The 25,280-nt window shown below is 34.8% G+C and carries 17 protein-coding genes; 3 read left to right on the forward strand and 14 right to left on the reverse strand.

Annotation, left to right across the window (positions count from 1 at the left end; translation table 11 throughout):
* Position 1 precedes the first annotated feature (1 nt).
* The 3 genes from GJV77_RS10885 to GJV77_RS10895 all read right to left on the reverse strand — a co-directional run bounded on the left by GJV77_RS10885 (position 2) and on the right by GJV77_RS10895 (position 5,052).
* Complete coding sequence (locus GJV77_RS10885) at positions 2–3,865, reverse strand: hypothetical protein (protein WP_155036386.1); 3,864 nt, start codon at positions 3,863–3,865, stop codon at positions 2–4.
* A gap of 18 nt (positions 3,866–3,883) precedes the next feature.
* Positions 3,884–4,453 carry a hypothetical protein gene (locus GJV77_RS10890; protein ID WP_155036387.1) on the reverse strand — a complete coding sequence of 190 codons (570 nt, stop codon included), beginning with the start codon at positions 4,451–4,453 and terminating at the stop codon, positions 3,884–3,886.
* A 203-nt stretch (positions 4,454–4,656) separates the two neighbouring features.
* Positions 4,657–5,052, reverse strand: coding sequence for a hypothetical protein (locus GJV77_RS10895; protein ID WP_155036388.1), 396 nt, complete (start codon positions 5,050–5,052; stop codon positions 4,657–4,659).
* A gap of 152 nt (positions 5,053–5,204) precedes the next feature.
* On the opposite strand from GJV77_RS10895, the gene GJV77_RS10900 reads away from it, so the two are divergent.
* Positions 5,205–6,194, forward strand: a complete 990-nt coding sequence (locus GJV77_RS10900) for a hypothetical protein (protein WP_155036389.1) — start codon at positions 5,205–5,207, stop codon at positions 6,192–6,194.
* A 7-nt stretch (positions 6,195–6,201) separates the two neighbouring features.
* Here GJV77_RS10900 and GJV77_RS10905 read toward each other — a convergent pair whose 3' ends face one another.
* On the reverse strand, positions 6,202–6,837 hold the full coding sequence (locus GJV77_RS10905; protein WP_155036390.1) for a response regulator transcription factor: 636 nt from the start codon (positions 6,835–6,837) through the stop codon (positions 6,202–6,204).
* A 3-nt stretch (positions 6,838–6,840) separates the two neighbouring features.
* A complete protein-coding gene (locus GJV77_RS10910; RefSeq protein WP_240142857.1) occupies positions 6,841–8,757 on the reverse strand; it encodes a tetratricopeptide repeat-containing sensor histidine kinase in 1,917 nt (638 codons plus the stop codon).
* A gap of 380 nt (positions 8,758–9,137) precedes the next feature.
* Between GJV77_RS10910 and GJV77_RS10915 the strand changes: the two genes are divergently transcribed.
* Entirely contained in the window at positions 9,138–11,153 is a 2,016-nt protein-coding gene (locus GJV77_RS10915) for a BCCT family transporter (RefSeq protein WP_155036391.1), read from the forward strand.
* A gap of 77 nt (positions 11,154–11,230) precedes the next feature.
* On the opposite strand, the gene GJV77_RS10920 is transcribed toward GJV77_RS10915, so the two are convergent.
* The 4 genes from GJV77_RS10920 to GJV77_RS10935 all read right to left on the reverse strand — a co-directional run bounded on the left by GJV77_RS10920 (position 11,231) and on the right by GJV77_RS10935 (position 15,844).
* On the reverse strand, positions 11,231–12,385 hold the full coding sequence (locus tag GJV77_RS10920) for a DUF3179 domain-containing (seleno)protein (RefSeq protein WP_155036392.1): 1,155 nt from the start codon (positions 12,383–12,385) through the stop codon (positions 11,231–11,233).
* A 128-nt stretch (positions 12,386–12,513) separates the two neighbouring features.
* A complete protein-coding gene (locus tag GJV77_RS10925) occupies positions 12,514–13,836 on the reverse strand; it encodes a DUF389 domain-containing protein (protein WP_155036393.1) in 1,323 nt (440 codons plus the stop codon).
* 8 nt (positions 13,837–13,844) lie between these two features.
* Positions 13,845–15,167, reverse strand: coding sequence for a Na+/H+ antiporter NhaA (gene nhaA / locus GJV77_RS10930; protein ID WP_155036394.1), 1,323 nt, complete (start codon positions 15,165–15,167; stop codon positions 13,845–13,847).
* 167 nt (positions 15,168–15,334) lie between these two features.
* Positions 15,335–15,844 (reverse strand): lipocalin family protein, encoded by a 510-nt coding sequence (locus tag GJV77_RS10935; RefSeq protein ID WP_240142858.1) that lies wholly within the window; start codon positions 15,842–15,844, stop codon positions 15,335–15,337.
* A 559-nt stretch (positions 15,845–16,403) separates the two neighbouring features.
* Here GJV77_RS10935 and chrA point away from each other — a divergent pair.
* Entirely contained in the window at positions 16,404–17,528 is a 1,125-nt protein-coding gene (gene chrA / locus GJV77_RS10940; RefSeq protein ID WP_155036396.1) for a chromate efflux transporter, read from the forward strand.
* A 141-nt stretch (positions 17,529–17,669) separates the two neighbouring features.
* On the opposite strand, the gene GJV77_RS10945 is transcribed toward chrA, so the two are convergent.
* The 5 genes from GJV77_RS10945 to GJV77_RS10965 are packed head-to-tail and all read right to left on the reverse strand — an operon-like array spanning position 17,670 to position 25,116.
* A complete protein-coding gene (locus tag GJV77_RS10945; RefSeq protein ID WP_155036397.1) occupies positions 17,670–18,989 on the reverse strand; it encodes an alkaline phosphatase family protein in 1,320 nt (439 codons plus the stop codon).
* On the reverse strand, positions 18,989–20,401 hold the full coding sequence (locus GJV77_RS10950) for a tetratricopeptide repeat protein (protein WP_155036398.1): 1,413 nt from the start codon (positions 20,399–20,401) through the stop codon (positions 18,989–18,991). The genes GJV77_RS10945 and GJV77_RS10950 overlap by 1 nt, the downstream gene beginning before the upstream one ends.
* A gap of 15 nt (positions 20,402–20,416) precedes the next feature.
* On the reverse strand, positions 20,417–23,563 hold the full coding sequence (locus GJV77_RS10955) for a TonB-dependent receptor domain-containing protein (protein WP_155036399.1): 3,147 nt from the start codon (positions 23,561–23,563) through the stop codon (positions 20,417–20,419).
* A 19-nt stretch (positions 23,564–23,582) separates the two neighbouring features.
* Entirely contained in the window at positions 23,583–24,170 is a 588-nt protein-coding gene (locus tag GJV77_RS10960; RefSeq protein ID WP_155036400.1) for a sigma-70 family RNA polymerase sigma factor, read from the reverse strand.
* Positions 24,157–25,116 (reverse strand): FecR family protein, encoded by a 960-nt coding sequence (locus GJV77_RS10965; RefSeq protein ID WP_155036401.1) that lies wholly within the window; start codon positions 25,114–25,116, stop codon positions 24,157–24,159. Before GJV77_RS10965 ends, GJV77_RS10960 begins: the two co-directional genes overlap by 14 nt.
* Between the last annotated feature and the right edge of the window lie 164 nt (positions 25,117–25,280).

Genomic DNA, 25,280 nt, shown 5'->3' on the forward strand with positions numbered 1-25,280 from the left:
ATTACGCTTTTAATTGATTCACTAATACATTTAATGCTTGAGAATAATCGGCTGTATAAACACCAGACTGAACCATTGCTTCTATTCCTATAGCATAAGCTCCACTATACATCGTACCGTGCAACAATTGAGCAAATACCATACGAGCCATCGCACCTACCGAAGGATAAATACCTGATGGTGCTGTCTGTGGATCTAATACAATCATATATAGTTTTTGATAAAACTCTATAGCTTGATCAACATTAGCAGCCAAAAACTCCTTCACACCAACCATATTAGTCAATATCGGAGAAAAGACAATTGGATTATCAATAGCACTACGAGTGTAATCATTAAAATGACTACTAATCATTAATAAATTTTCTTTGTCAATCGAAAAACTCATCATTAGCCCCGCTATTTCCACATCTGACAACACGGTAGATTCTCCTTGTTCTTCCTCGTCAGAAAAATACTGTTCACCTTCATCTACTACTTCATTACCGATCTCATCAATTTGCTCTTGCTGATCATCATAAAACCATTCCTCTTCCTTTTCTGCTTCTTCAAAATGATACTTCTTCAACTCTCTAACAGCCACCTGTAGACGGTCTAAATAATTAGACCAATAACTATTTTTTTGAATAAAACTATCGATGTAAATAACAAAGTCAGGATCAAATCTCTCTGGTGGTAACTCTTCTAGCATATCGCCAAGATTATCTACAACCAATCTAAATACTTTTTCTGTTTGATAACTTATATCAACCATCCAATGCTCCTTACCTAGACATCGCAATAATAAGTCTGCTAAAACACTAACTTGCTCTGAGGTCAGCTCATTGCTTTTCATTACTCTGAAGGCATCTTTTCTATAGTCTTTTAATAGTTTGCCCACCCAACGTTCATGCTCTGCTTCACTTAGCAAATAATCTTCCAATGCCATATATCCAGTATGTAAGGTAAACCAATTTATTGTTGATTTATCAATGCGCAACGCAATCTCCACTTGATCACACTCGTCATTTAAATCATCGCAACTATCATTCACTAAGGTTACGATATCAATACAATCCTCTAAATTATCCTCATAGTAAAAATCTTCTACAATCTTTAATATCTTCTTGGCGTATAATGACCTAAATTTGACTTCTTCGATAGTATCTAATGTAGATACCATTTGTTTTAAATAACCAAATAAAATACTTCTATTTTCTTTATGTTGCTCTTCAGTAGGTATTTCCAAATCTTCAGTTGTAATTCTTGGCGCTTGAATAAACGCCTCTAAATCACTTCCAAAATCAAGTAATACCAACAACATAAATTGATGAATAGGTTCACTTAAACTTCCCGTTGATGTGCGATTATCTAACCAATCTAACCATTGATCTGTATTGCGAAAAACAGTTTGTAATACTTCTCGTCCTTCTACTTCTTTGTTTGCTCCTTTAGCCGTCAATAACTTAGGTAGCTTGCGTTCGTAAGGCCCTATTTCAATACCTTTAAACATCAACTCAACTAGCTGAATTACAAAAGGCTTATATACTATGTGATCACTATAAGTAAACCATAGAGTCAACAGACATAAAGGCAATTGTCCACTTGGCTTTTGTTGAAACTGAACAATGATATTTTTTTGAAACAATTCAGACAACAACTTTTCCTCTATATCTACAGATAACCACGACACAAGTGCTGCATGCATTTTATACTCCAATGCTAAAGGTAGATTAGCTGGACGGCGACTATAATAATACGCTTGTTGATAGTTCCATTGATCATAAAAAAGAACTTCCAATAAAGGATATTTTTTATAACTATCATGAAGACCTAACAACTCCTGTCCTTGGTCTAACGCAATAAGACTCTCTAGTAGCACATCAGAAATATAGCGCGTTAACATCATATCTCCCGTTAACACATCTGCAAAATGATTACCTGATTCACGAATCCAAAGTAGGAAGATATTATAAGGTGAGCAATCATATCGATTAGCAATACCCAAACTAGTATTTAACGCTGTTATAAATACATGCCAATCTCCTTTAAAAAAATCATTGATAAAAACATTTGTTGCCGCGAAAGATCTTCTCTCAAAAGAATCATTACCTAAACGAACACAATAATGACTATTTAAAACACTATTTTTAAGCTCCTCGTTAGGCAACCATGTATTTGACGTGTCTTCATTAACCAACAACAGCTCCATAAGCTTATGAGTTACTTTAAAAGAATGCTTTGGACTCTCTTGGACTAATACGCTCAATACATTAATAACCATCAAACGTATGGCATTCTCTTCCTCACTGCTTGTATAATTTTTATAATTATCACCTATAAAAATAAGCATGTGATCTACCGCATCTACACTAGGGAAATAACCCAACTCACAGACTTTACTCCAACCTGCAATAAGGTTAAATCCGTCTAAAGTACTGTCAAACTCATTACCTATATGATATAACTCTTTGGCAAGTTCGTCTGAAAACACTAAATGGGTTGGTGCCTCTTCTAATAACTTAATTAGAGAATGACGCAGATTACGACTAATCAATAAACTTACAAAACCTGAGTAATCCAACTCCACTTCATGATTATCATAAAGACTAACAAAATCAACCCATGAACGAATTTCATTGTCAGAAAAAGTATCTGTATAACGCTCAAATACGATGTGCGAATTAAATTTTTTAAGCAATAAGCCGATGGCTTCATTTAAGACTATTTGTCCTGTATATACATCTGTATTTCCTTGGTCTTGCAAATATTTGTTATACGCTACAAATTGAAGTAAACCTTTAAATTGATAGTAATTTAAATTACTCTCTCTCAAACTTCGAAGCATCAAGTGCTCCTCACCATAATAAAGCAAATAGTGATAGCCTGTAGTAGCTGCACCTTTATTCTTAGCTGTCAATGAAGCTAAACTATCTTGATCATCAACGATTAGTGCACTACTCATAGCTAAATCGTAATCTGTATGAATCGCATAAGCTGGTATCACATCAAAAAGACGAGTCGGCTCCTCTTCTTCTATTCGATTTAGGAAAGAGTATAAATGAAGACGAGCTACATCTAAATAAGGCTTAAGTCTATTTATATCCTTAATTCGATCAGTTAACTTATCAAAAACTTCAACTAAGTCTTTCTCCGGAGTACATTGAATAAGGTGTTCAAAGGCCTGGTCCACATTAAAGTTTCCAAGGAAACTATTAGGGTGAGCAAACCATAAAAAGCCCTCTATACGAACAAATTCATATTCAAACACAGTAGTCAAATCTGTCCATTTCAAATGAATATTTCTATTGACCTGCTCATCGAGGGGATATTGTTTTAACTGAACTAGATTTACTAACTGCCTAACAATACGATGGATACCGTAAGTTTCCTCCTTTAACAAAGAATCCAGTGAAGCTGGCTCAGCTAGTAAATCTTCATATTCTTCCAGTACCTGCTTTGAATAAGGAATAAAATGTAGAAGATCAGTTTCCATAGCCATTACAGCCTCATTTATAGGTAATAACAAATAAGGTTCTAACAACTGCAACTGTTCCTTTGCATACTGTATAACACGATAGTTTTTATAAAACTCATCATTATACTTTGTAATTTCTGCCTCAGAAAGCTGTTGTATTTTTTCAGGTATTTGCTCCTGGTTATATCCTAAACTCTTTAAAATTCTTGCTACTCCAAAGTGTTTTTCTTCTACTACCTTACTTCCACATCCTCTACAAAAATTCCCCTGAGCAGGAGTAAGAGAAGCACACCATCCACAGCGTACATCTACACGAACACTACCTGCACAAGCCACACATATATCCCCTGGCTGATAATCGCCTGGTTGTGGTGTAGAGCACGATTCACAATAAGTGATAACTGCCATACTATACGAACTATTTTCCTATCTACCTTTTCTAATTTTCGCCCAAATATTTTCTTTTTGAACTGCTGTCATTTCTTTAACTAACTTACCAATAGCCGACTTAGACTCTCCTTCCAGCTTTAACTGTAAAGCTACCTCATAATCGGAAGAAGCGACAAACTCAGCTCCACAAGAACGACAAAACTGACCTGGTCCTGTACTTAAGCACCAATAACAATTGTGAACTGGTTCTGCTTGAAGTCCACAAGATAAACACAAATCACCAACTTTATAATCCTTCGGCTGCTTAGCTTGACAATGTGCACATTTTACAACATCTGCACTCTCTACGACCACTGCTTCTTGCTTAACCACTGTTTCAGTAACAGCCAAGCTTGCTGCTTGTGTACCTAAAGCCCACTGCATAATTACATGTGCTATTTCGATATCCATATCTGTAACCTCTATCAAAGTTCTCGTATCACCAATCATAACGAAATCTTCTTTAGATTGAATTCCAGCATCTGCTAATGCCTCAATATCTTCTGTCGTTGCTCCTTTTTTACGTAATATACTTTCAAGTAGCTTTGGAAAATTATCTATACTCATACTTCTAAACTATATTTATAGAACTAATTAAATACAACTATATTTAATTAGTTATTAGGTTTTACTGACTAAGATCGCAATGATTAAGAAATAAAAAGGGAGACTCATCTAATTATGAACTCCCTTTATTATCTAGTTGATATTAACTAAAGCAAAATTAAAAGTCAGACTAAAAATTTTATATAAGGACTCTGTTTATATTCCTATAACTTGCTCTCTAAATACTCTCTAATCACTAAGTCAGTAAAGAAACCACTGTGGTGTCCTCCCCAACAAGCTGTCATTGTAAAAGTTTTGCCTGTAAGGTCTAACTTCTTATTTTCCTCAGCTCCTTCATTTGGAATACAGTTTACTTCAATCTTATCAATTGACTCTTGTACTGCTTCTTTCCCAAAATTATCTTTACACACTTCTTTCATTGCATCCATTAAACGTTGAAGACATACACTTGGTACAAACTTAATATGCTCTAATTCGAAAGTATCCCAGTTGATTTGGATAGGTAATTCTTTACCTACAATCGCATTCAATTCTTTTTGATACTCAGTTACATATTGCTCCTCTATTGCTGTATAAGCTCTTTTTTCTTGTAATCCCATGATTTATATTCTTAATATTATTATTACATTTCAAAGATCTTACATCTAATAATGATTTAATAGACCTAAATTTGGTAATTATACATATCACGGAATTCCGTGATATGAAAATTCTCGAAAGTACCATACCTTGTATTCAAACTTTTCAAAAAATGCTAAAAACACTTTTAATAATTGGTCTTTGCTTTCTATCACTAGCCTTAGCTGCGAATAACTTATCTATCATTATGGGAGGGATGAGTAAGCAAAAAGCAAAGCACTTAATACAAGAATATCTTGAACGTGAATTCAACGGTCAATTAAAAACAGTTGAAATTAGACGATTTTTTAATGCCTCGAATATGAATCCTAATATGTTTTCGGTAATTGTCTATGATCACCAATTAGAAGAAGTAAGGTGGATTCTATTCTTTGACGCTAAAATATTAAAAAATGAAAATAGGATTGAACAAGGTGTTTCTTATGCTAAACCATTAAAAGCACAGTACCAAGACGCATTAGCTGATTATTATGCTAAACAAGAGATAAACCTAAAAATGAATGAGTTAGATTGTCGTGTTGACTTTAATTATAATTCATTAACCATGACATATCTTTTTAACCCAAATCCTAATGAATTTAAAACGAGAATTAAAAACCTTTTATTCTTACTCAATCAACAAAAGGATATACTAAAACTCAACAGTATTTTCACGATTACAAACCACCTTCCAACTTATAGTGAAGACATCTTCTTGATTGCTATACACAGCATAGAGAACTCATGGCAGGTAAATGAATGCTTAATAAAACAAGAAACTAATTACTTTGATACTTTAGAAAAAAAAATACTCCAAGAGCGAATGGATTATTTAAAAGGATTAAATCATCCCTATAGCTCCCATGACTTTTCTTTATTATATGTGGATACCGATTCCTTCACTAAAGGTGTGTGGGTACATCTGTTAGTAGATACAAAAGAAATAGAACAAGAAAAAAACAGCTATCACAATACGCCTGTAACAGCTGTTTTATTAGAAACAGTAAGTCTTACCAACAAGGTAGTCACTCATCGAGAAATCATACCTATTAGTGAACCAAATTCGTTTATGTCTATCTTAGAACAGATTAAGCCTCAATTAGCAATAAAATACACCTTTTAACCTCCGACTAATCAAATAATCCCGATTCTATAGCAAACTTTACTGCTCCTGTAGTTGTCTTAGACCCTGTTTTCAACAAGATATTCTTGCGATGCGTCTCTACAGTATTGACAGATATAAAGAGTTTCTCTGAGATCTCCTTAGAGGTCATTTCTTCTGCTAAAAGTTCTAAGACTTCTTTCTCTCGCTGAGTCAATTCGATATCCTCATACTTCTTCTTGTCAAATACACTTTCCATATAGCGCTGTTTGATAACTTCTGAGAAATATTGTTTATCATTAAGCAATTCTCTTACAGCTAATTGCAATTCTTCTTTATTAGTAAATTTAGGAACAAAGCCATCTGCTCCTTTTTGGATCACTTTGTGGACTACACGTGGGTTATCCAGCATACTTAACACTAATATCTTTACACCGTTCTGATCTTTTTTTACTTTAGTAAGCAACTCTACACCATCCATCTTCGGCATATTCAAATCAGTAATGACCAGTTGTATTTCAAATTGCTCTAATAACCGCAATACTTGTGTTCCCTCTGTTGCTAAATGCACTTGTTTTACTTCTTCCATATCAAGTAATATGGTATTCAACCCTTCTAAGAACATCAGGTGATCGTCTGCTATAATTATATTTACTCCACTCATTACTTATTTATTTAAAGGTATATTAATTGTTATAGAAGTTCCATATTTAGCATTACTATCTATTTCTATACTTCCTTTTAGTTTTTCTAAACGCTCTCTAATATTGCGCAACCCTATTCCTTGCTTCTTAACGCTGGTAAAACCAACGCCATTATCATTAATAACGATATTCAGATGGTCATCGTGTTTGGTCAACTGAACCTCAGCATTTGAAGCCTTAGCATGCTTAACGATATTATTGGTTAACTCTTGAACAATGCGATATACCCCTGCTAACAAATCATCTGATAATTTATTAATCTCTGTCTCTGGAAAAAAATATGCTTTGATTGTTAAGTTATTCTTCTGACTCACTGTATCGACATATTCCTTCAAAAAACTACTAAATCCAATAGAGGAAAATGCTAATGGGTGCAATTGATGTGATAGCGAACGTAGATCCTTACACGCATTGTTTATTGCCTCTTGCAAACGCTTTGTTTGCACACCTGTTTCTTGTCGAGAAAAATAATGTTCAAAGGCAATTTTAATTCCCGCTAAGTCACTTCCTATTCCGTCGTGCAATTCTCGCGCTAATCGACCTCTTTCTTCCTCTTGTCCTTTTTGATACCTCTCTATCATAGAAATTTTATGATCTTTGACCATCTCGCTAATCTTGTGATCAGCATTTTTCTCTACCTCAACCTGCAGCGCCTTTTGTACTTTCAGACGTTGTAGATAAAAATATCTCACAATAATAAGGAGAATTGACACTAAAATAAATCCAATGATAAAAGTATTTCTAAGTTGTTTCTGACGAATTACTGCTTGCTCTACTTCTCGAAGTTCTGCTTCTTTTAACCCTTGCTCCTTTTCTAACAGTTCTATCTTAGTCTGTTTTAATTCCGTTTCATATTGTTGTTGCAGGTCTGCTAAATGCTTTTCTTTCTCAATAGTGTTAAACTCTGTATTAGCGATAATACTTCGATACAAATAATTGTATGCTTTTTCATATTGCTTTTGATCTGCATAAAGGGATCCAAGATTTAAAAAAAAGTTAGCATTATAAGCTAATATAGAACGCTCTTCTGTAATACTCAATGCTTTCTCAAAGTAATTAATCGCTTTAGTTGTATTTCCCACTCTACTCTCACACACCCCTAGATCATTTAGCACAATCGCCATATCTGTGACATAATTCAATTCTTCTAGAAGCTTATAAGTACTCTCCAAATGAGGTATAGCTTCTTTAAATTTATGTTCCTCTACTAATATTTGAGCAAGATTAATCTTGACATAAACCTCAACTGTTTTGTTTCCTTCTTGTTGACGAAACTTTAAAACGGTCATATAATGCTCCCTTGCCTGATCAAACTTACGCTGTTCTTTCAATATATTCGCATAGTTAAACAATGTAGTTAATACCCCATCGGTATCCTCAATAGATTTATACAAATCATTAGCTCTTTTCAAGCTCTCTATAGCCTTATCATGTGTACCCTTTTGTATGTACAGTGTAGCGACATTCTGATACGCATTTGCCTCCTGAAGTACATCGCCTACAGCTCTAGCTTTTTCAATACATATCATAAAACTCTCCATCGCTTTAGAGTATAGCGATAGGTTCTTGTAACTCAGTGCTAATAGATTGTAAGCAGCAGGTAAACCTTGCTCCATTTTTAGCTTCTCTAAAGATTCAATAGTCTTCAATGCATATTCTACAGACTCTTTATAGTCACCATTAATAGAGTTCAAATTTCCTAAAGAATAATACGCGCGGGCTTTTTCCTTTTCTAGATTGTGCTCCTCACTTAAAGCTAACCAAGCAAACGCAGCCTTTCTAGCTTCAAGAGGTTTAGAATATACATTCTTGGAATACACTTTCGACAGTGAATCAATTACTTGTGAAACCTGTTGCTGAGCTTTAACTTGTATAAGCATAAAAAACAACATGAAACTTAATAATACACGTGTTTTGGTATAAAAGTTGATAAATCTCAAATTAGCTAATTTTTCTTTTTTATTTATTTTGACCATTGATATTTAAACGAAAAAACGGAAAAAACACACTTGTAAAAAACAAAAAATTATACGTCTGTGGTCTTTCTGAAGGGCAAAACTACGATTTTTAACTTTGAAGAACATTAATCATATTTATAATTTAAACCCTAAAATAAAAATAATTTTTCAAGACACAAACACTCAAATAAACAACAAATCATGATATAAAATTATAAAAACAACTAAATTTTACGTATATTCGCAACAAAATAAGTGTTTTCACTCAGAAAACCACATTTTAAATAATTAAAACAAAAATCATGTCTAAATTTCCTAGAATACGTACAACCTTGAGTAAAGGTGTTATTCTACCAAGTTTAATCTTTATTGTTGGGGTCAGTTTGCTTGCTGCAATCTTCCCTCAAACGACCAATGAACTATTAAATGTAATCAAAAACTTTATCTTCGTCAACCTCAATTGGATATATGTATGGTCTGTGACTATATTTATTATCTTCTTGATTTATTTAATGGCTAGCAAATACGGTAACATTCGCTTAGGAAGAAATAACAGTAAACCTGACTACTCTTTCTTTTCATGGATATCAATGTTATTTGCAGCTGGTATGGGGATTGGGTTAATGTACTTCAGTGTTGCTGAACCTATCCAACACTATTCAAATGAAGTTTTCAGTGACAATACCGCATTACAGCGCGCACAAGATGCACAAATGTATACCTTCTTTCACTGGGGGATCCACGCTTGGGCAATTTATGCTATTGTCGGTCTAGCACTATCTTATTTTGCTTATAGATACCGTTTACCTCTATCTTTAAGAAGTTGTTTTTATCCGCTTTTAAAAGATAAGATTAAAGGAAAATGGGGGAATATGATTGACGTATTCGCCCTATGTAGTACTTTCTTTGGTATTACAACAACATTAGGTTTTGGTGTTGTACAGATTAACTCTGGACTACAGACCTTAAACATTTTACCTGAAAACAGTTTCATTTATCAAGTACTTATTGTAGCTGTATTAGTTTCTCTATCTATTATTTCTGCCGTTAGTGGATTAGACAAAGGTGTAAAACTACTTAGTAGTATTAATATCATTGCTGTAGTCGTATTACTTGTTTTCGTACTTGCTTTAGGCCCTACGGTTTATTTAATTGGAAGTTTCACAGAAGGTATTGGTAATTATATATCAAACTTCTTTACTTTAACTTTTAGTACACACTCCTTTGATGATAAAACACAACCATGGTTCTATGACTGGACTATCCTGTACTGGGCATGGTGGATATCATGGTCTCCATACGTAGGATTGTTTATCGCTAAGATCTCTAAAGGACGTACTATCCGTGAGTATATTGCTGCTGTATTATTACTACCGACACTTTTCAACTTTATTTGGATGTCCGTATTTGGTAATAGCGCTATATGGTTTGATATGAACGTAGCTGACGGTGCATTGAGTGCTATTGCTAGCAACCCAGACGCTTTGATGTTTGAGTTTTTAGAGTACTTACCGCTTAGCTCTATTACTAGTTTCTTAACTATATCAATTATCATCATATTCTTTGTTACTTCAGCTGACTCAGGAATGTTTGTTATGAACAGTATCTCAACTAAGAACGCTAAAGTATCTCCTAAATGGCAAACTATCGGATGGGGGGTTTTACTAGCTGTCTTAGCTTTATTATTACTAAATGCAGGTGGATTAGGTGCTTTACAGAGTATGACCTTAATTACTGCTCTTCCATTCTCTATTATCATGTTATTGTTTATAGTCAGTCTTATCAAAGCATTGGTTATTGATAAAAATTATTATGAAACTGACTTTTCAACTACAACAGTTACTTGGACAGGAGATACATGGAAAGAACGATTGAAACAAATTGTATCCTTTGACGATAAAAAGTCTGTACACGAATTCATTGATACGACAGTCAAAGATGCCTTTGAAGAACTAGAGACCGAATTTGCTAAAAACAATATTGATGCGGTTATCAATACCTATGAAGGTCCTTATCGTTTAGAGATTGAGATCAAACACGACTTGGTAAATAACTTTATTTACGGTGTCAGAACAGAATCTAAAGTAGTTTCTGATTACTTATTATCAGAAGAAAACCTACCTGATATTGACGATAACAAAACCTTTTACCCGAAAGCTTATTTTGGCGATTATAGACAAGGTTATGATGTCCATATCTTCACTAAAAACGAATTAATTTCTGACGTATTGAAACACTACGAAAGATTCCTTGAAATTATCTCTGAAGAGAAAAATGAAATGTTTATCAGTAGTGATTCAAATCACCGTTTAAGATAATATACCACTAGTCAGCTTGTCTGTCTAGTACCCAAAAAAAGAGCCTTATTAGTTTTGAACTAATAAGGCTCTCTTTATTATAACAAATCAATAACCTCTGTAGTAGGATGAAAGCGCTTCCACGAAAACCAATACTCATCTGACAAACGAATGAGTTCTAAATCCTGCTTATCTTCTCCCGATTGATACTTTCCATTCAAGTCCCAACGTTGAGCTCCTCCTTCTGCTGTAATATATCTAGCTGATAAATCTAACGCTAATTCTTTTCTATGATCCCATCGAAAACCAATCACATTGTTTTGGTGAGCTACTAAAAAGAAATTAGCAGTTTGGTTCACAACCAATCCTTGAGCCAAAATAGCTTGTTTTAAATAAACAACACTTTTGTTATTTACTTTATCTACAATACCTATCACTTGTGTTCTAGCAGGAAAGGTCTTATCCTTATTTTTACTAGATAATCCTGGCGTCAGCTCAGAAGCTACAATCCTCTTCCACAATCCTTTAATTGGAAGTTCAAAAGGGGTTAAATCTTCTTTTTTCAATACTGGCATAACAGGTTTTTTAATCATTTTCTTTACTTCTTCCCAAGTCGCTATCTGAAAAGGGATAGCCATTAATTCACTAGGGTGTAGTTTCCCTATAAGTGACTGGAAGTTAGCCTGCTGATAAAAAGTTCCTGTCTTACGATCAGAAACTATCATATTGGCATGTTTAAACGAGCTAACATATAAAGGCCCTATATCGGTAACATCAAAGGGAATAATACTTCTACACATTGCACAATAGGTCAACGACACGGTCTTAGAGCCAAACTGATCATTGATAATGTGGTGATGGATGACATAATCTAAAGGATAGCACTTTGTCACTCCATTGTACTCTATCACGGCTAGCTCACTGTCATCAAGCAGTAAACCATCTGTTGTAACTGCTTCCACTTCTGGGAAGTCTACTGCAGCAAACATGCGCTCCTGTGTTAATCGATAAGCCAAGAACACACCCAAAACTGTTAATACAAAAGCAATACAACTCAACCAATACCTGTGGTAAGACCAATAAAATGTCAATCCCCCTGCAATTAATAAAATTATAATTGCCCATGGTAAGCGTACCCTGTTCATATAATATACCCAGCGAATCGGTACAAACTCTAACATCGTCATATAAACACCTGACAAACCTATCAATATAGATAAAACACTCAAGCAAACTAAAACTACTATTTCCATCTTTTTCCTTTTTTACAAAGGACAATTTACTTCATTTTAACAATATATTTACAGCATCTATACCAAAAAAAATAAAGCCCCCTACTCATAAATGAATAGAGGGCTTTTGATATATTTTGATTAATAAGTTACTCCTTAACGGGTACAATTGGTTGATAGGTATTTACGACCAATACAGTATCTACTTGTAAACGAGCCTTTAGCCATGTACTAATACGCAGCTTTTCAGCATTAATAGGTACTACACTATCTTTATACATCAACAACCAATCTACACGTGACTGATCCACTGCTGTATTTCGTTCTACTTTTCCTAAGGTTACTTCTTCCAGTGAAGGAAACAATACGCCAATTTCTTTCACTAGACCTGGCTCTGTAACTTTATACTTTGCCAATTCATGTTTGAGTTCATTGATGATTACATCTTTCTCTGATAGACTACTATTTTGTTTATTAATTTCCTTCATGATTTCAGACTTGATGTCTTGTTCATCTTGCTTGAAAGTCAAAGAAACATTATCTACTCCTTTATCCTGAAGTAAACGATTATACATCTCTATATTCTCCTTTGTCAACTTCTTATCTAAGAAAGCTAATTCCACCTTACGTGGTGTAGAATTATAATTAATCTTTTTGTAGATAACAGTAACCCCTCTAGCAGTAAACTCAGTATTGATAAACTCCTCAACAGTCTTCGTAAATTTTTTCTCATTAAATAAGTTATATGCCAAGTAGAAACTTGGTATAATCAATACAAGAATCAACAAACTAATACCATATCGTATGCGCTTTTCCTTTTCTGTATCTAATGTAGTTGCTGTAGGGTACTTCAAATATTTAATCACTAAGAATGTAGCTATACAAATAAAGAAACAGTTAATCATATATAGATAAAATGCTCCTAAAAAGTAGCTGAAATTGAAAGTAGCTAAACCATATCCTGCTGTACACAGAGGAGGCATCAAGGCTGTAGCAATCGCTACTCCTGGAATAGGGTTTCCTTTCTCTACACGAGTAATTGAAATCACTCCCACTAATCCACCAAAAAAGGCAATCAACACGTCATAAATCGTCGGAGCAGTACGAGCAAGTAATTCTGATTGTACATCTTTAAATGGGCTTAAATAAAAATAAACTGAAGAGACAACTAAACTTACAATTGTCGCTACTACCAAATTTTTAATAGAAATCTTCAATAATAGAAAGTTATAGGTGCCAAGTGCAAAACCTGCTCCTACAATAGGCCCCATCAATGGAGAAATCAACATGGCTCCAATTACCACCGCTGTGGAATTGACATTTAACCCTATCGATGCAATAATAATTGCACATGCCAAAATCCAAAGATTTGCCCCTTTAAAAGCTATATTAGCTCTTATACTTTCAAGGACTTTCTCCCCCTTCTCCTCTCCTTTGTGAAGATTGATGTAATCAAAAAACTTATTAGTCATTTAAATTATTATTTCGTCGACTTACTCAAAACCATATAGCCTAGTACACCACCAATGATGGATGCTACAAAAATACCTATCTTTGCTTGAGTCATGTACTCTTCATTAGTGAATGCTAGTGAAGTTACAAACAAAGACATTGTGAATCCTATAGAAGCTAGTAAACCTAGTCCTAATAGATTTTTCACATTCATTCCTTCAGGGAAAGGAGCTACTTTTAATTTTACTAAAAGCACTGTAAATCCTACTACCCCTACTACTTTTCCTACTAATAAACCAAGGGCTACACCGATAGCTACATTAGTGCTAAACAAGTGATCCATATCAATATCCAAAGATACCCCCGCATTAGCTAAAGCAAATATAGGAATAATTAAATAGGTAACCATCGGGTGCATCATATGCTCCAAACGTTGCAATGGTGGCGTAGCAGCACTACTTGTATGCTCTATTTCTTCTAAGATATGCAACTGTTCGTTTGTCAATGTAGGAATTTTGTCATTCGGATCAATCCCTCTAAACTTATCTAGCAAACTCTGCATTTTATCACCATATACTTTCTCGCTAATTCTCACATTTGCAGGAATTGTAAAGGCTGCTAATACTGCTGCAATTGTCGCGTGTACTCCTGAAAGCAAAAATGCTGTCCAAACTCCACCAATACCTAAAATTGCATAAAACAAGATATTTCTAACTCCCATTTTATTCCCTAAGTACATCACTAATAAAATAGCTGCACCTATGATTAAATGTAACGTAGAAATCTCTGATGTATAGAAGAAAGCTATCACTAGTACCGCTCCTAAATCATCTACAATTGCCAATGCTGTTAAGAAAACTTTTAATGTCAATGGAATACGACTTCCTAATAAATACAAAACTCCCAATGCAAAGGCAATATCTGTTGCCATAGGAATTCCCCATCCGCTAGAAGCCTCTCCCGAAGTGTTTAATATCACATATATTAATGCAGGAACTATCATTCCTCCCAATGCCGCTCCAATTGGAAGCATTGCTTTGCGTGGGTTTGATAATTCTCCAGCTACAATCTCTCTTTTTAATTCTAGTCCTACGACAAAGAAAAAGATAGCCATTAACCCGTCATTAATCCAGTGGTGAATGCTATATTCAAAGAAGCTATTGCCTGCCCATTGAAATCCAAATTTATACTCTAGTATGTGATGGTACTGTTCTTTAAATGATGTGTTTGCTAATATTAACGCTATAATCACACTAATACCAAGAACGATACCTCCAGATTTTTCTTGTTGCATAAATCGCTGTATCGGTGATACCATCCTCTCAATAGGTGTTTTGTCCAATTGCCTCATAGATAATTAATTTCTTTTTAAAATGTTATAATTTACTTCGTTTGCCAAAAATAAAAATTTAATTTAATTACCAAAGAAAAGTCTAGCCTTCACTTGGTTTATTAAGAAGTTTTAACAATCGCAAAATTGTGATATTCATAGTTTTGCAACGATATTAATCTTTTTTACTATTTTTCTTCATCGTGTTTTACCCACAATAATCGAGAAGTATCATATCCAACTTGTTTTGCTAAAGCTAAATATTGTTCCTTTATAGCTTCTGGAATGGTTGTCTCTCTTGACAATATCCACAAGTAGTCTAAATTTTTTCCTGCTACTAGAGCATACCTATAGTCTTCGTCTAAAGCTATCACATTGTATCCCGAATAAAAGGGACCAAAGAAACTCACCTTTAGGGCTGCAGTCTTTTGATCGTCTCTAAACTTAGCTGTTCCTTCCGCTTGTTTCCACTGTTTTGTTACATAATTATACCCTCGATTAATGACTTGAATATTCCCACTTTTGTCCAAGCTATAGGTAGCCGTCGTATTGTCTAAATCCTTTTCAAACTTAAAATCAAAACGTGCTACCTCATACCACTTTCCTAGATAACGGTCAACATCAAAGTTGGTCACCGGAACTGCTTTCTCTGGTATAACTTCTTTATTACATCCTGCAAACACAAGTGTTAAAATCATTGCTAAACCTAATTGTAAAATTGAATTGAATCTCATACTTTTTCTTGTTTGGGATCAAATATAAACAACTTTACTGCTACAATACATCTTATATAGAATTATTTTAAATAACATTTTATTTTCTACTAATAAATTCTCAATTGACTACGCTTTGGTTAATTACTCAAAAATTTACGTCTCGAATTTTATTCTCCTTTAGGTTATTTGTTGCCAACGTTGCAGAAATAGTGCAGTATACCTCCAGAATACCTCCCAAAAACGCTTCTCTTGGCAAGAAAAGGTCAAGAATACTGCACGTATACCTCAACCATCCCCCCATAAAAGAAGGAAAAAGAAACTATGTGAATATATCAAACGAAAAAAGAAAAAGAGTTACCCTCCACTTTACATATTTAATACTCCCTATTTAAAAGCGTTTGCTATTGAGATTATTCACTTATTCTTAATATTCATTCTTCGTCCTACTAAAAATACTTTAGTATCTTGCCTTGCGAAACAATAAAACAATCGCTGAGGCCTTAGTTAATCTTATTTGAAGGCTAAGCAATTCAACAGATTTATGAAAGAAACCATTTCGTTAAGAGAATTAGCCGCTGTATTTTTCAAACTGGGAGTTATTGGCTTTGGAGGACCTGCTGCTCACATAGCCATGATGCAAAGAGAAGTTGTAGAAAAACGCAATTGGATGGATCAACAAGAGTTTCTCGACTTAATCGGAATCACAAACCTTATACCTGGTCCAAATAGTACTGAACTTGCTATACATATCGGATATACGGCTAGAGGGTGGAAAGGACTATTAATAGCAGGACTCTGTTTTATATTACCTGCAGTTGGGATTACAGGAACGCTTGCTTACTTCTACACCTTATATGGAAAACTACCACAAGTCGAACTTTTCATCTATGGTTTAAAACCAGCTATTATTGTAATTATCGGACTTTTAGTATACAAACTAAGTGTCAAATTATTCACCAACATATGGCTGACTATCCTAGGAATAAGTATATTTTTTCTTTCACTATTTGGATTATCAGAGCTCACATTACTAATCACAGCTGCAGCTATAGCAGCCACTTATCACTTCATTAAAAAGAGAAAAAGCACTAATTTATACAGCCTAGTTCCTTTTGCCCTATTGACTAGCGATAGTATCAACATCAAGTTATTTTTTACTTTTCTCAAGATTGGGAGTATTTTATATGGTAGTGGGTATGTCTTATTTTCTTTTATAGAAACAGAACTAGTATCTAAAGGATTTTTGACAACTAATCAGCTCATTGATGCCATTACAGTTGGTCAAATCACACCAGGCCCTGTATTTTCCTCTGTGACTTTTGTTGGCTATCAAATAAATGGCTGGCCAGGAGCAATCTATTCTACCATTGCTATTTTCTTGCCGTCATTTCTCTTTGTCATACTTATCAAACCACTGGTTCATCGATTAAAAAATTCTGATTTGTTTCAACTTATTCTAAAAAGTGTGAATGTAGCTGCTGTTGCTTTAATTGCTACAACTTGTATTTCATTAATCAAAGAATCAATAACTGATGGTCCTAATCTATTAATAGCTTTAATCATTTTGGGTATAATGCTACTACACAAAAATATCAATACAGGATTAGTATTAGTGATCAGTATGCTTTTGGGATTTGGTATTAAACTATTTAGTGCGTTTGGATAAAAAAGTCAATGCTTCGAATAAATCCAAAGCATTGACTATCAAAATAAATAAACGATAAAATTGGTTTCCCATTTAGATTCACCTACTAAACTAGTAAATAAATGAGGAGGTTAGCGTACAAAGCAATTAAAAAGAGTTACTCTATTTTATAACACCACCCAAAACACTTGTACCATCAGCTTGAGGCAAGGCTAACTTTAAAACCTTAGCTATGCTTGGTGCTATATCTTCTAAGTGAATAATCTCTAATTGTTTGCTCTGCTTCATCACAGGAGAAAAAGCAATAAAACCTGTAAATATCTCAGGATTATTTGGGTAGTGACCGTGTTTTCCTCCCTTTGTAGCAGAAAGTATTTCCCCTTCTTTCTTGTTTGAAAAAGAATAACCTGCTCGTGCAGAAATAGCTAGAGACACCCCTTGTTTGCTTCCTCTAGCCCTTAACTGATCTTCTTCTATTAACTCAAACATATCTTGATAGCGCATAGGCAAGTCAAGCAACATTTGCTTAACCTTTCTAACAGTGTGTTTATCAGCCTTGTCTTTTAGTTCTAAAAACGCACTTCCACCTGTACTGAAGAAATACGCTTGCTCAGCTAACCCTGCATCTTCAAGCCATACATTAGGAGAAATACTCATACTAGTATTCACAAAACCGTGATCTCCTGTGATAACAATCAAGGATTGCTCATATATTTCACTGCGTTTCAAGGCATCAATTATAGAACCAATGACAAAATCAGCTCCTGCGATAGCTCGTTTAACCTCTATACCTTCCCTACCTACCGCATGTTGAGCTCCATCTGTATTTGGCAAATGAACCGTCAATAGATTAGGTTTGTATTCTTCTAAGATAAAAACTGCTGCCCGACCAAGGTTTTGATCCATAGCCAAACTACTTAAATTATACTTATCCTGATCAACCTCTCCGATAGCCTTTGTCAGAATCTCTTCAAATAAACCTTGAGGATGAGCGTATTTTAATGTAGCAGACAGACGATCCATTGGTTGCTTAAAATTCCAAATTTCAGGAATATTATAGTCAATAAAATCATTGTGTAGCGATATCGGCCACGATACAGCAGCTGTAGTTAAACCCTGCTGTTTTGCGGCTTGCCAAAGCGTTGGTGCTTTGACAGACTTGCTATCATAAATCCATTGTCCAGGATTGCCATCTTCCCCAATAGTCGTGTTGTAATATACCTTATGCTGATAAGGCAAAGTTCCTGTAATCAAAGTCGTATGTGAAGGATAAGTCACCGAAGGGAAAATAGTTTTTACACCTTTAGCATTAACTCCTTGTTCGGCTAACCATTGAATATTAGGAGTAGGCATTGTATTATCCTTATAAAACTCAGGTCTAAAACCATCAATACTGACTAAGACAACATGTTCTATTTGCTGTGCTGTAGCCGAAGCTACAGACAAGCAAATAGTGGTTATAAAATAAATAATTCTCTTCATTATTTTAAAATTGGCATTACATACGGACTTGTCTTATTAGTCACTAACACGCGATTCATATCATACGCCATAGTTACCTCTTGGGTAACAGGATCAACACTAAAATCATCCAAACCGTAATCCAAAGGAATAAAAGCAGGAATTAAAGCCTTTGTATATTCAGCTGTTACATGTGTATTATTACCTGCTTCAATTTGAGAAATGGGGTATTTAATTCCTAAATCTGCTAAACGTCTTCCTTCACTGATAAACACTTCTTGTCTCATCAAATATACTAAGTACAATACCTCATCTATTGAACTAGCCTTTGCTATTTGGTCAGTTGTTATGCTCGTGCCTGAAACAGTATATACCTTAACTTTTCCTTGTTGTCTGTCCAATACCAAACCTTCGCGAACAGGCGCCTCCGCGTCAAACTTTACACCAACAGCTGTCAATGGATAATCATCTCGCTTACCACCATTTCTCTTTTCACGACTATCATCAACCATCATTGTTGGGCGAGTTTGAATAATTTGAAGTACTTTATAGAGTTCTTCTTTAGCCAAATCCACTATTCCATCAGCAATAGCTAACTCAGCTAAAATCAAATGAGCTTCTTCAACTTTAGCTAAAGCCACAGCTTTTTGATCACTAGCTGGTACTCCTACAGAGAAAAACTTAGGATCCAAAAAATCCAAACGCGGCAAAGGAGCTAATCGATTAGGTAAGGCATCAAAGGTTGCATTTTGCATTTCATTTGCTACCCCATTTTCACCGTCAAAAGTCACTTTATAAAGCAATTGATTATTAGCACTTGCCAGTTGAGCATATTGTTTTGCTTGTTCGCGATTACCTAATCGATAATTAGCACGAGCTAATAGTAGAGCATACGCTTGTTTGTTTTCGACTTCTTCACTAAGTGCATAAGCAGTCTCAAGACTTGATACACTCAACTTCAACAATTCTTGTGAAGAAGCAACTGGACCTAGACTAGTTGTTGGTAAACCAACAAATAACTCTCCTGCTAATAAAAAAGAATACCCTTTGCAAAAATGCATAAAAGCAATTTCTGATTGCGTCAGCTTTTCATCTTTAGGCAAAACCGTTTCTAATCCATAAACAGCCATTTCACGCAAAGCTTGAATACTCGCCTGTAGGCGATCAACATCAGGATCGAAATAGTCAATTTGAGGAATATCGAAGACCTTAGTATATTGAGAGTAATTGTTGTAATAATTATCAGAAGTAATTTCTGTATTAATTACAACCGAGTTGGTCGTCAGTGCTAATTGCTTTTTTAGACCGACAATCCAGCTCTTGCCAGCGTAAGGTCTATCTAAATAATTATCTTCAGTCACATAAGGATTATCTACACAGCCCGTTAGAGAAAAACTAAAAGCTAAGACTGCTAGGCATATTATTTTTTTCATCGATGTAATCATAGTTTAAAAGTTAACTTTAATAGATCCTAAAAATTGACGAGGAGCAGAATAAGTTGCATAAGCAATCCCCCCTGTAGAAGCACCACCTTGTCCTTGTGCAGCACCACTAATGGTTGCCTCTGGATCAAAAGAAGACGAGGTAAAGTTGAATGGATTACTCACTGTTAATCCAAATGTTACACTTTTATAAAATTGCTTGTCGGCAGGGCGATATGCATAAGTAAGACCAATAGTACGTATTTTCAAATAATCTGTCTTTTCAACAAAGCGATTGGTCATATTTAACCAGTTTTTTCGACCATTAGCTTCGATTTCCCCAGCAGGAATAAAGTCTTCGGAAGCGCCATAATAGTATCTAAACTGTGCATCCCAATTTGCTGCATAAGCACCTGTTTGATAATTGGCATTGGCAAATAAATTAAAATCTTTATACCTTAAATTCAAACCTAAATTACCAAACATCTTAGGAATAGTTGTACCTAAATACGACTGAGGCGTTGTACTTTCCAATACGCCGTTCTCATCGAACACTCCGTAATTTCCACGAATAAATCCAACTGGCTGACCTTCTTCTACGACCGTTTGCAACGTACGTGAACTAAAGCCATTGATATTAAATGCTGGAGCACCACCAGTACTCAACACTTGATTACTCAAAGTATTCAACGATCCATTAACCATCAAAGTCCAATCAGCTTTATCAATAGCAACAACGGATAAGTTTAACTCAAAACCTTTGTTTTCAATCTCACCAATATTATACAATTGACTCTTTGTGTATCCCGAAGACGGTGCTGGTGGTACATAAAATAAAGCATCTTTTGTTTTAGAATAATAGTATCCTACCCCTAGCGTTACGCGATTATTCCAAACAGAGAAATCTACACCACCTTCCCATGTATGGGTTTTTTCTGGTCTAAGATCATCATTACCTGGTTGTGCAAACTGAGCTGCTTGATCCCCTTCAAAGCCATCAAAAGAGATTGTTTTTTCATTGGCATAAGCAGGAGGTAAATTTCCTGCTACTCCATAACTACCTCTAAGACGTACTGAATTAAATAACGCTGTTGGAAACCACTGCTCTTGAGATAATAAATAAGACACTCCTGCTTTAGGATAATACTGTGTACCTATGTTCTTACCAAATGACGGATTACGATCTCCTCTAACCCCTAAATCTAAAAAAAGCTTATCCTTATAACCAATATTCTCTTGTATATAAAAACCGTAGTTCAATACCTCAGCAATATACTCTTCGCTAGTACGAATGGCAGCCTCAGAGATAGAATGTGCTCCATCGCGTATATTCGTACCCTTGATCAAAGTCTGTTTATCAGAATTTCTAAACAATTGTCCACCTACAGTTGTAATGAAAGAAAAATCGTTTAACTTTAATGTATGCTGCCCATTGAATTCAAGAGTCAGACCGATGTATTTACGCTGTGTTTTAGTAATATTTCCTTGATCCGTAATCTCTTGTCCTTTTGTTAGTGACAGATATTCATTGGTTTGGATATCGTTTTGATCTTGAATGCGATAGTCTAGTCCTCCTACAAGTTTAAAGCTCAAATTCTCAAGTGGATTATATTTGAATTGCTGAGAAGTGGTAAATCGATTGACATTAATACTATTGTCCTGTAAACGCTCTGCATTACTCACAAAGTCTTTCATTAGATCGAATTCAGCAGTGTCCATTTCGTCAAGTCTATTATTAAATCCAGGACCTGTAAACTTAGAAGCACCATCTTCTGCAAACCATAACCCTGTATAACCACCTTGATTACCGTTTCTATTTCTCTTGTACTTATTATAAACGTAAAGGAAAGAACTTTCATAAGCAACCGTTTCTGAAAGCTTTGCTCTAAATCCAGAACTTAAATCAAAGCGTTGGTTCTCATTTTGGTTATGGATTTGAACCCCTGAAGAGTTTTTAAAACTCGTAGCAAAGTTATAACCAAATCCACTATCTGACTCTCCGTTTAAGTTCAAGCGGTATTTTTGATAAAAGCCATTTTGAAACAACAAATCCTTTGTACGCTCAAAATACAAGAAGTCTGTTGTTGGTGTTTCTACCCCCATCTCTGTATGTATATTCACATACGTACCTGGCATTCCTCTCTTTTTAGTAAAGATTTGGATTACACCGTTGGCAGCATCGGATCCATACATCGTCGTAGCAGCACCACCATTGATAAATTCAATCTTCTCAATATTATCCACTGGAATATCAGCTATTGAACTCATTGAAGAGCCTTGAACACTTCCTCCTAAAGCAGTTCTAGTATTATTATTATCTAAACGAACTCCATCGATATAAATAATTGGTGTACTACTTAAAAAAGCAGAGTTTACACCTCTTGAGCGTATCAAAGAAGTAGAACCACTCTGTCCACCTGTCAAATTAATCTGTGCATTAGGCAATTGAGTTGCCAATAACTGATCTACTCGTTGAGAAGGTAATTTATCAATATCGGTAGCCTTAATCACTGTCACATTATTAGCCAATCGCTTACGCTGCATATCTGCTCCTTGACCAGTTACTACAATTTCATTTAGCATCTCCGTAAACTCGTGGAGTTGCAAATGAATTTTACTTGTACTCCTAGAGAATGTCTGAGTTATCGTTTTATACCCTGTATAAGAAAAGATAACGGTCACCGGAGCCTCTTTAGTCTTTAATTCAAAGTTTCCATTAATATCCGTAGTGGCAACATATCTATTAGCCGTATCTCTAATATCAACTCCAATAAGTGGCTGTTGCTGTTCATCAAAAATACGTCCACGTAGAACTAAATCTTTCTGCTGCTGTTGAGATTCACGCACTAAAATCTTCTTCCCCTCATGTTTGAATTCTAGATTAGAAGACTGTGCCATTAAATCTAACAAGTGATTTACTTCAAACTCCCCAGATAAATCGAATGGTTGGTTTAATCCGATTGAATCTGAAAGGTATACAAAGCGATTATCGGTTGTTTTCTCCACTACTTTAATAATGTCTCGCAAAGTAGTTGGTGCATTAATCTTTACTTTGTCTATCGCTAAGAGTGTCTCAAGATGACCGTCGTTATCTGTAGTATGAGACCACCTATCAGCTGCTTGTGTAGTAAGTGCAGCAAAGCACACACAAGCGAGTAAATACTTTTTTTTCATCGTGTTGAGTTGTTTGTTTCTATAGTTTATTTTTAGTTAAATACCTTTCAATAATGCGCATAGCATTATACATATGACTTTCCACTGTCTTGACTGAGATTCCTAAAATCTCGGCTACTTGCTTATATTTCATTCCATCAATTCGACACATTTCAAAGACACGCAACGACTGAGGAGGAATATGTGATAGAACATTGAGCATATACTTTTTAGTATGTGCCTCTTGTTCTCTACCAATGATCTTATCTTCTATATTCCCTTCTGGAAGAGCATACTCATGCTCATCAGTATTGATCTGCAATAACCCTAAACGTGTACGAGCAGTATCCTTGAGCAACATATTTTTAACCATGGTAAAAACATAGACCTTAGGAGATTTGACTTCTGTTAACTTCTCTCTGTTAATCCACAGATAATAAAAAGCATCTGAGATTTTCTCTTCAATGGTGTAAAAGTCTTTTTCATAGCTTCTAGCGAATCGACACAAATAATCATAATACTTTGTATAAAACAACTCAAGAGCTTTCTCATCACCTAAAGTAATTCGATCAAACAGCAAACAATCTTCTTGTTCAGCTGTCTGTTTGGACTTATTATTTAAAATCATGAGGGGTTAATTTATAGACATTATTGGGGTTAGTTTGGATACTTGTATGGGTAATAAAGCTCAAAGAAGTCAATAATTCTTCTAAAGAAAGATGAGTAAAACTTCCTGTTACTTTTAATTTCTTTAAAGCTTGATCCTCGACAATAATTGTGCATTGATAATATCGCTCTATCTTGTCTAGTGCGTCAATTAAAGGATCTTGATTAAAAGTTAAATCAACATCACTAAGCCAGTTCAATTGTGTACTCACTTCCAGCTTTGTCTTTTTTAATTCACCTACCTTTGGTTTCCACAAAAGCTTTTCATTAGGTGCCAGCTCTATAGTTGTTCCGTTATTTAGTTTAGCAACTACCTTTCCTGAAATAAGTGCAATTTCTTTTGTACGTGTATTTGTATTAACCGAGAAGACAGTTCCCAATACCTCAACGTCAAAATCAAGATGACGAACAATAAACTTACGTTGAGCTTCATGAGCTACTTCAAAATAAGCCTCGCCTTCCAAACACAATAGACGCTTATCATCGTTAAAATAGGTCGTGATTTCCGTGTCAGGACGCAATACTACAAGACTTCCATCTTCTAATCGAATGCGCTTATTCACAGGCGTATAATTTGTAAAGGTTTGTTTAAGTACAGTCTCACTCGTAGTAGCCGAACTGCTATAAGAAAACAAAAACAGTAAACCAACAACCATAAAAACAGCTATACTCGCTACATATAAATATGGTTTTGAAAAAGATAATGCGAACCTCTTTTTTTGATAAGAGCTAGCTAATACCTCGCTATTAGTAGGATAATTTCCCCAAATCTTGTGATAGCGTGTATACAACTTATTCAACTCTTGATCAAAGAGCATATCTATTTCAAAACTTATCCCTTGCTCTTCACTCAATTCTTGATTTAAATATTGAATACACCTTTTGATCTTTTCCTCTTCTGTCTGCATAAAGTAATTTTAATGTGCTTTCTAATAAGTGTCAAAAAAGTACAAAAACACTGATACTATAAGGTTATGTGATTGTAAAGTAATGGTTAAGTACTACTCAAATTAAAGACACATAAAAAGGACTAAAAATCGAGTAGGAGGCTGAAGATTATTTCTTCAGCCGA

Source organism: Myroides pelagicus, assembly GCF_009711055.1.
In the GTDB taxonomy this organism is placed as follows: domain Bacteria; phylum Bacteroidota; class Bacteroidia; order Flavobacteriales; family Flavobacteriaceae; genus Flavobacterium; species Flavobacterium pelagicum.

Coding starts and splice junctions, on each gene's coding strand:
- GJV77_RS10885 (WP_155036386.1), bottom strand. CDS start 3,865: ATGGCAGTTATCACTTATTGTGAATCGTGCTCTACACCACAACCAGGC.
- GJV77_RS10890 (WP_155036387.1), bottom strand. CDS start 4,453: ATGAGTATAGATAATTTTCCAAAGCTACTTGAAAGTATATTACGTAAA.
- GJV77_RS10895 (WP_155036388.1), bottom strand. CDS start 5,052: ATGGGATTACAAGAAAAAAGAGCTTATACAGCAATAGAGGAGCAATAT.
- GJV77_RS10900 (WP_155036389.1), top strand. CDS start 5,205: ATGCTAAAAACACTTTTAATAATTGGTCTTTGCTTTCTATCACTAGCC.
- GJV77_RS10905 (WP_155036390.1), bottom strand. CDS start 6,837: ATGAGTGGAGTAAATATAATTATAGCAGACGATCACCTGATGTTCTTA.
- GJV77_RS10910 (WP_240142857.1), bottom strand. CDS start 8,757: ATGCTTATACAAGTTAAAGCTCAGCAACAGGTTTCACAAGTAATTGAT.
- GJV77_RS10915 (WP_155036391.1), top strand. CDS start 9,138: ATGTCTAAATTTCCTAGAATACGTACAACCTTGAGTAAAGGTGTTATT.
- GJV77_RS10920 (WP_155036392.1), bottom strand. CDS start 12,385: ATGGAAATAGTAGTTTTAGTTTGCTTGAGTGTTTTATCTATATTGATA.
- GJV77_RS10925 (WP_155036393.1), bottom strand. CDS start 13,836: ATGACTAATAAGTTTTTTGATTACATCAATCTTCACAAAGGAGAGGAG.
- nhaA (WP_155036394.1), bottom strand. CDS start 15,167: ATGAGGCAATTGGACAAAACACCTATTGAGAGGATGGTATCACCGATA.
- GJV77_RS10935 (WP_240142858.1), bottom strand. CDS start 15,844: ATGATTTTAACACTTGTGTTTGCAGGATGTAATAAAGAAGTTATACCA.
- chrA (WP_155036396.1), top strand. CDS start 16,404: ATGAAAGAAACCATTTCGTTAAGAGAATTAGCCGCTGTATTTTTCAAA.
- GJV77_RS10945 (WP_155036397.1), bottom strand. CDS start 18,989: ATGAAGAGAATTATTTATTTTATAACCACTATTTGCTTGTCTGTAGCT.
- GJV77_RS10950 (WP_155036398.1), bottom strand. CDS start 20,401: ATGAAAAAAATAATATGCCTAGCAGTCTTAGCTTTTAGTTTTTCTCTA.
- GJV77_RS10955 (WP_155036399.1), bottom strand. CDS start 23,563: ATGAAAAAAAAGTATTTACTCGCTTGTGTGTGCTTTGCTGCACTTACT.
- GJV77_RS10960 (WP_155036400.1), bottom strand. CDS start 24,170: ATGATTTTAAATAATAAGTCCAAACAGACAGCTGAACAAGAAGATTGT.
- GJV77_RS10965 (WP_155036401.1), bottom strand. CDS start 25,116: ATGCAGACAGAAGAGGAAAAGATCAAAAGGTGTATTCAATATTTAAAT.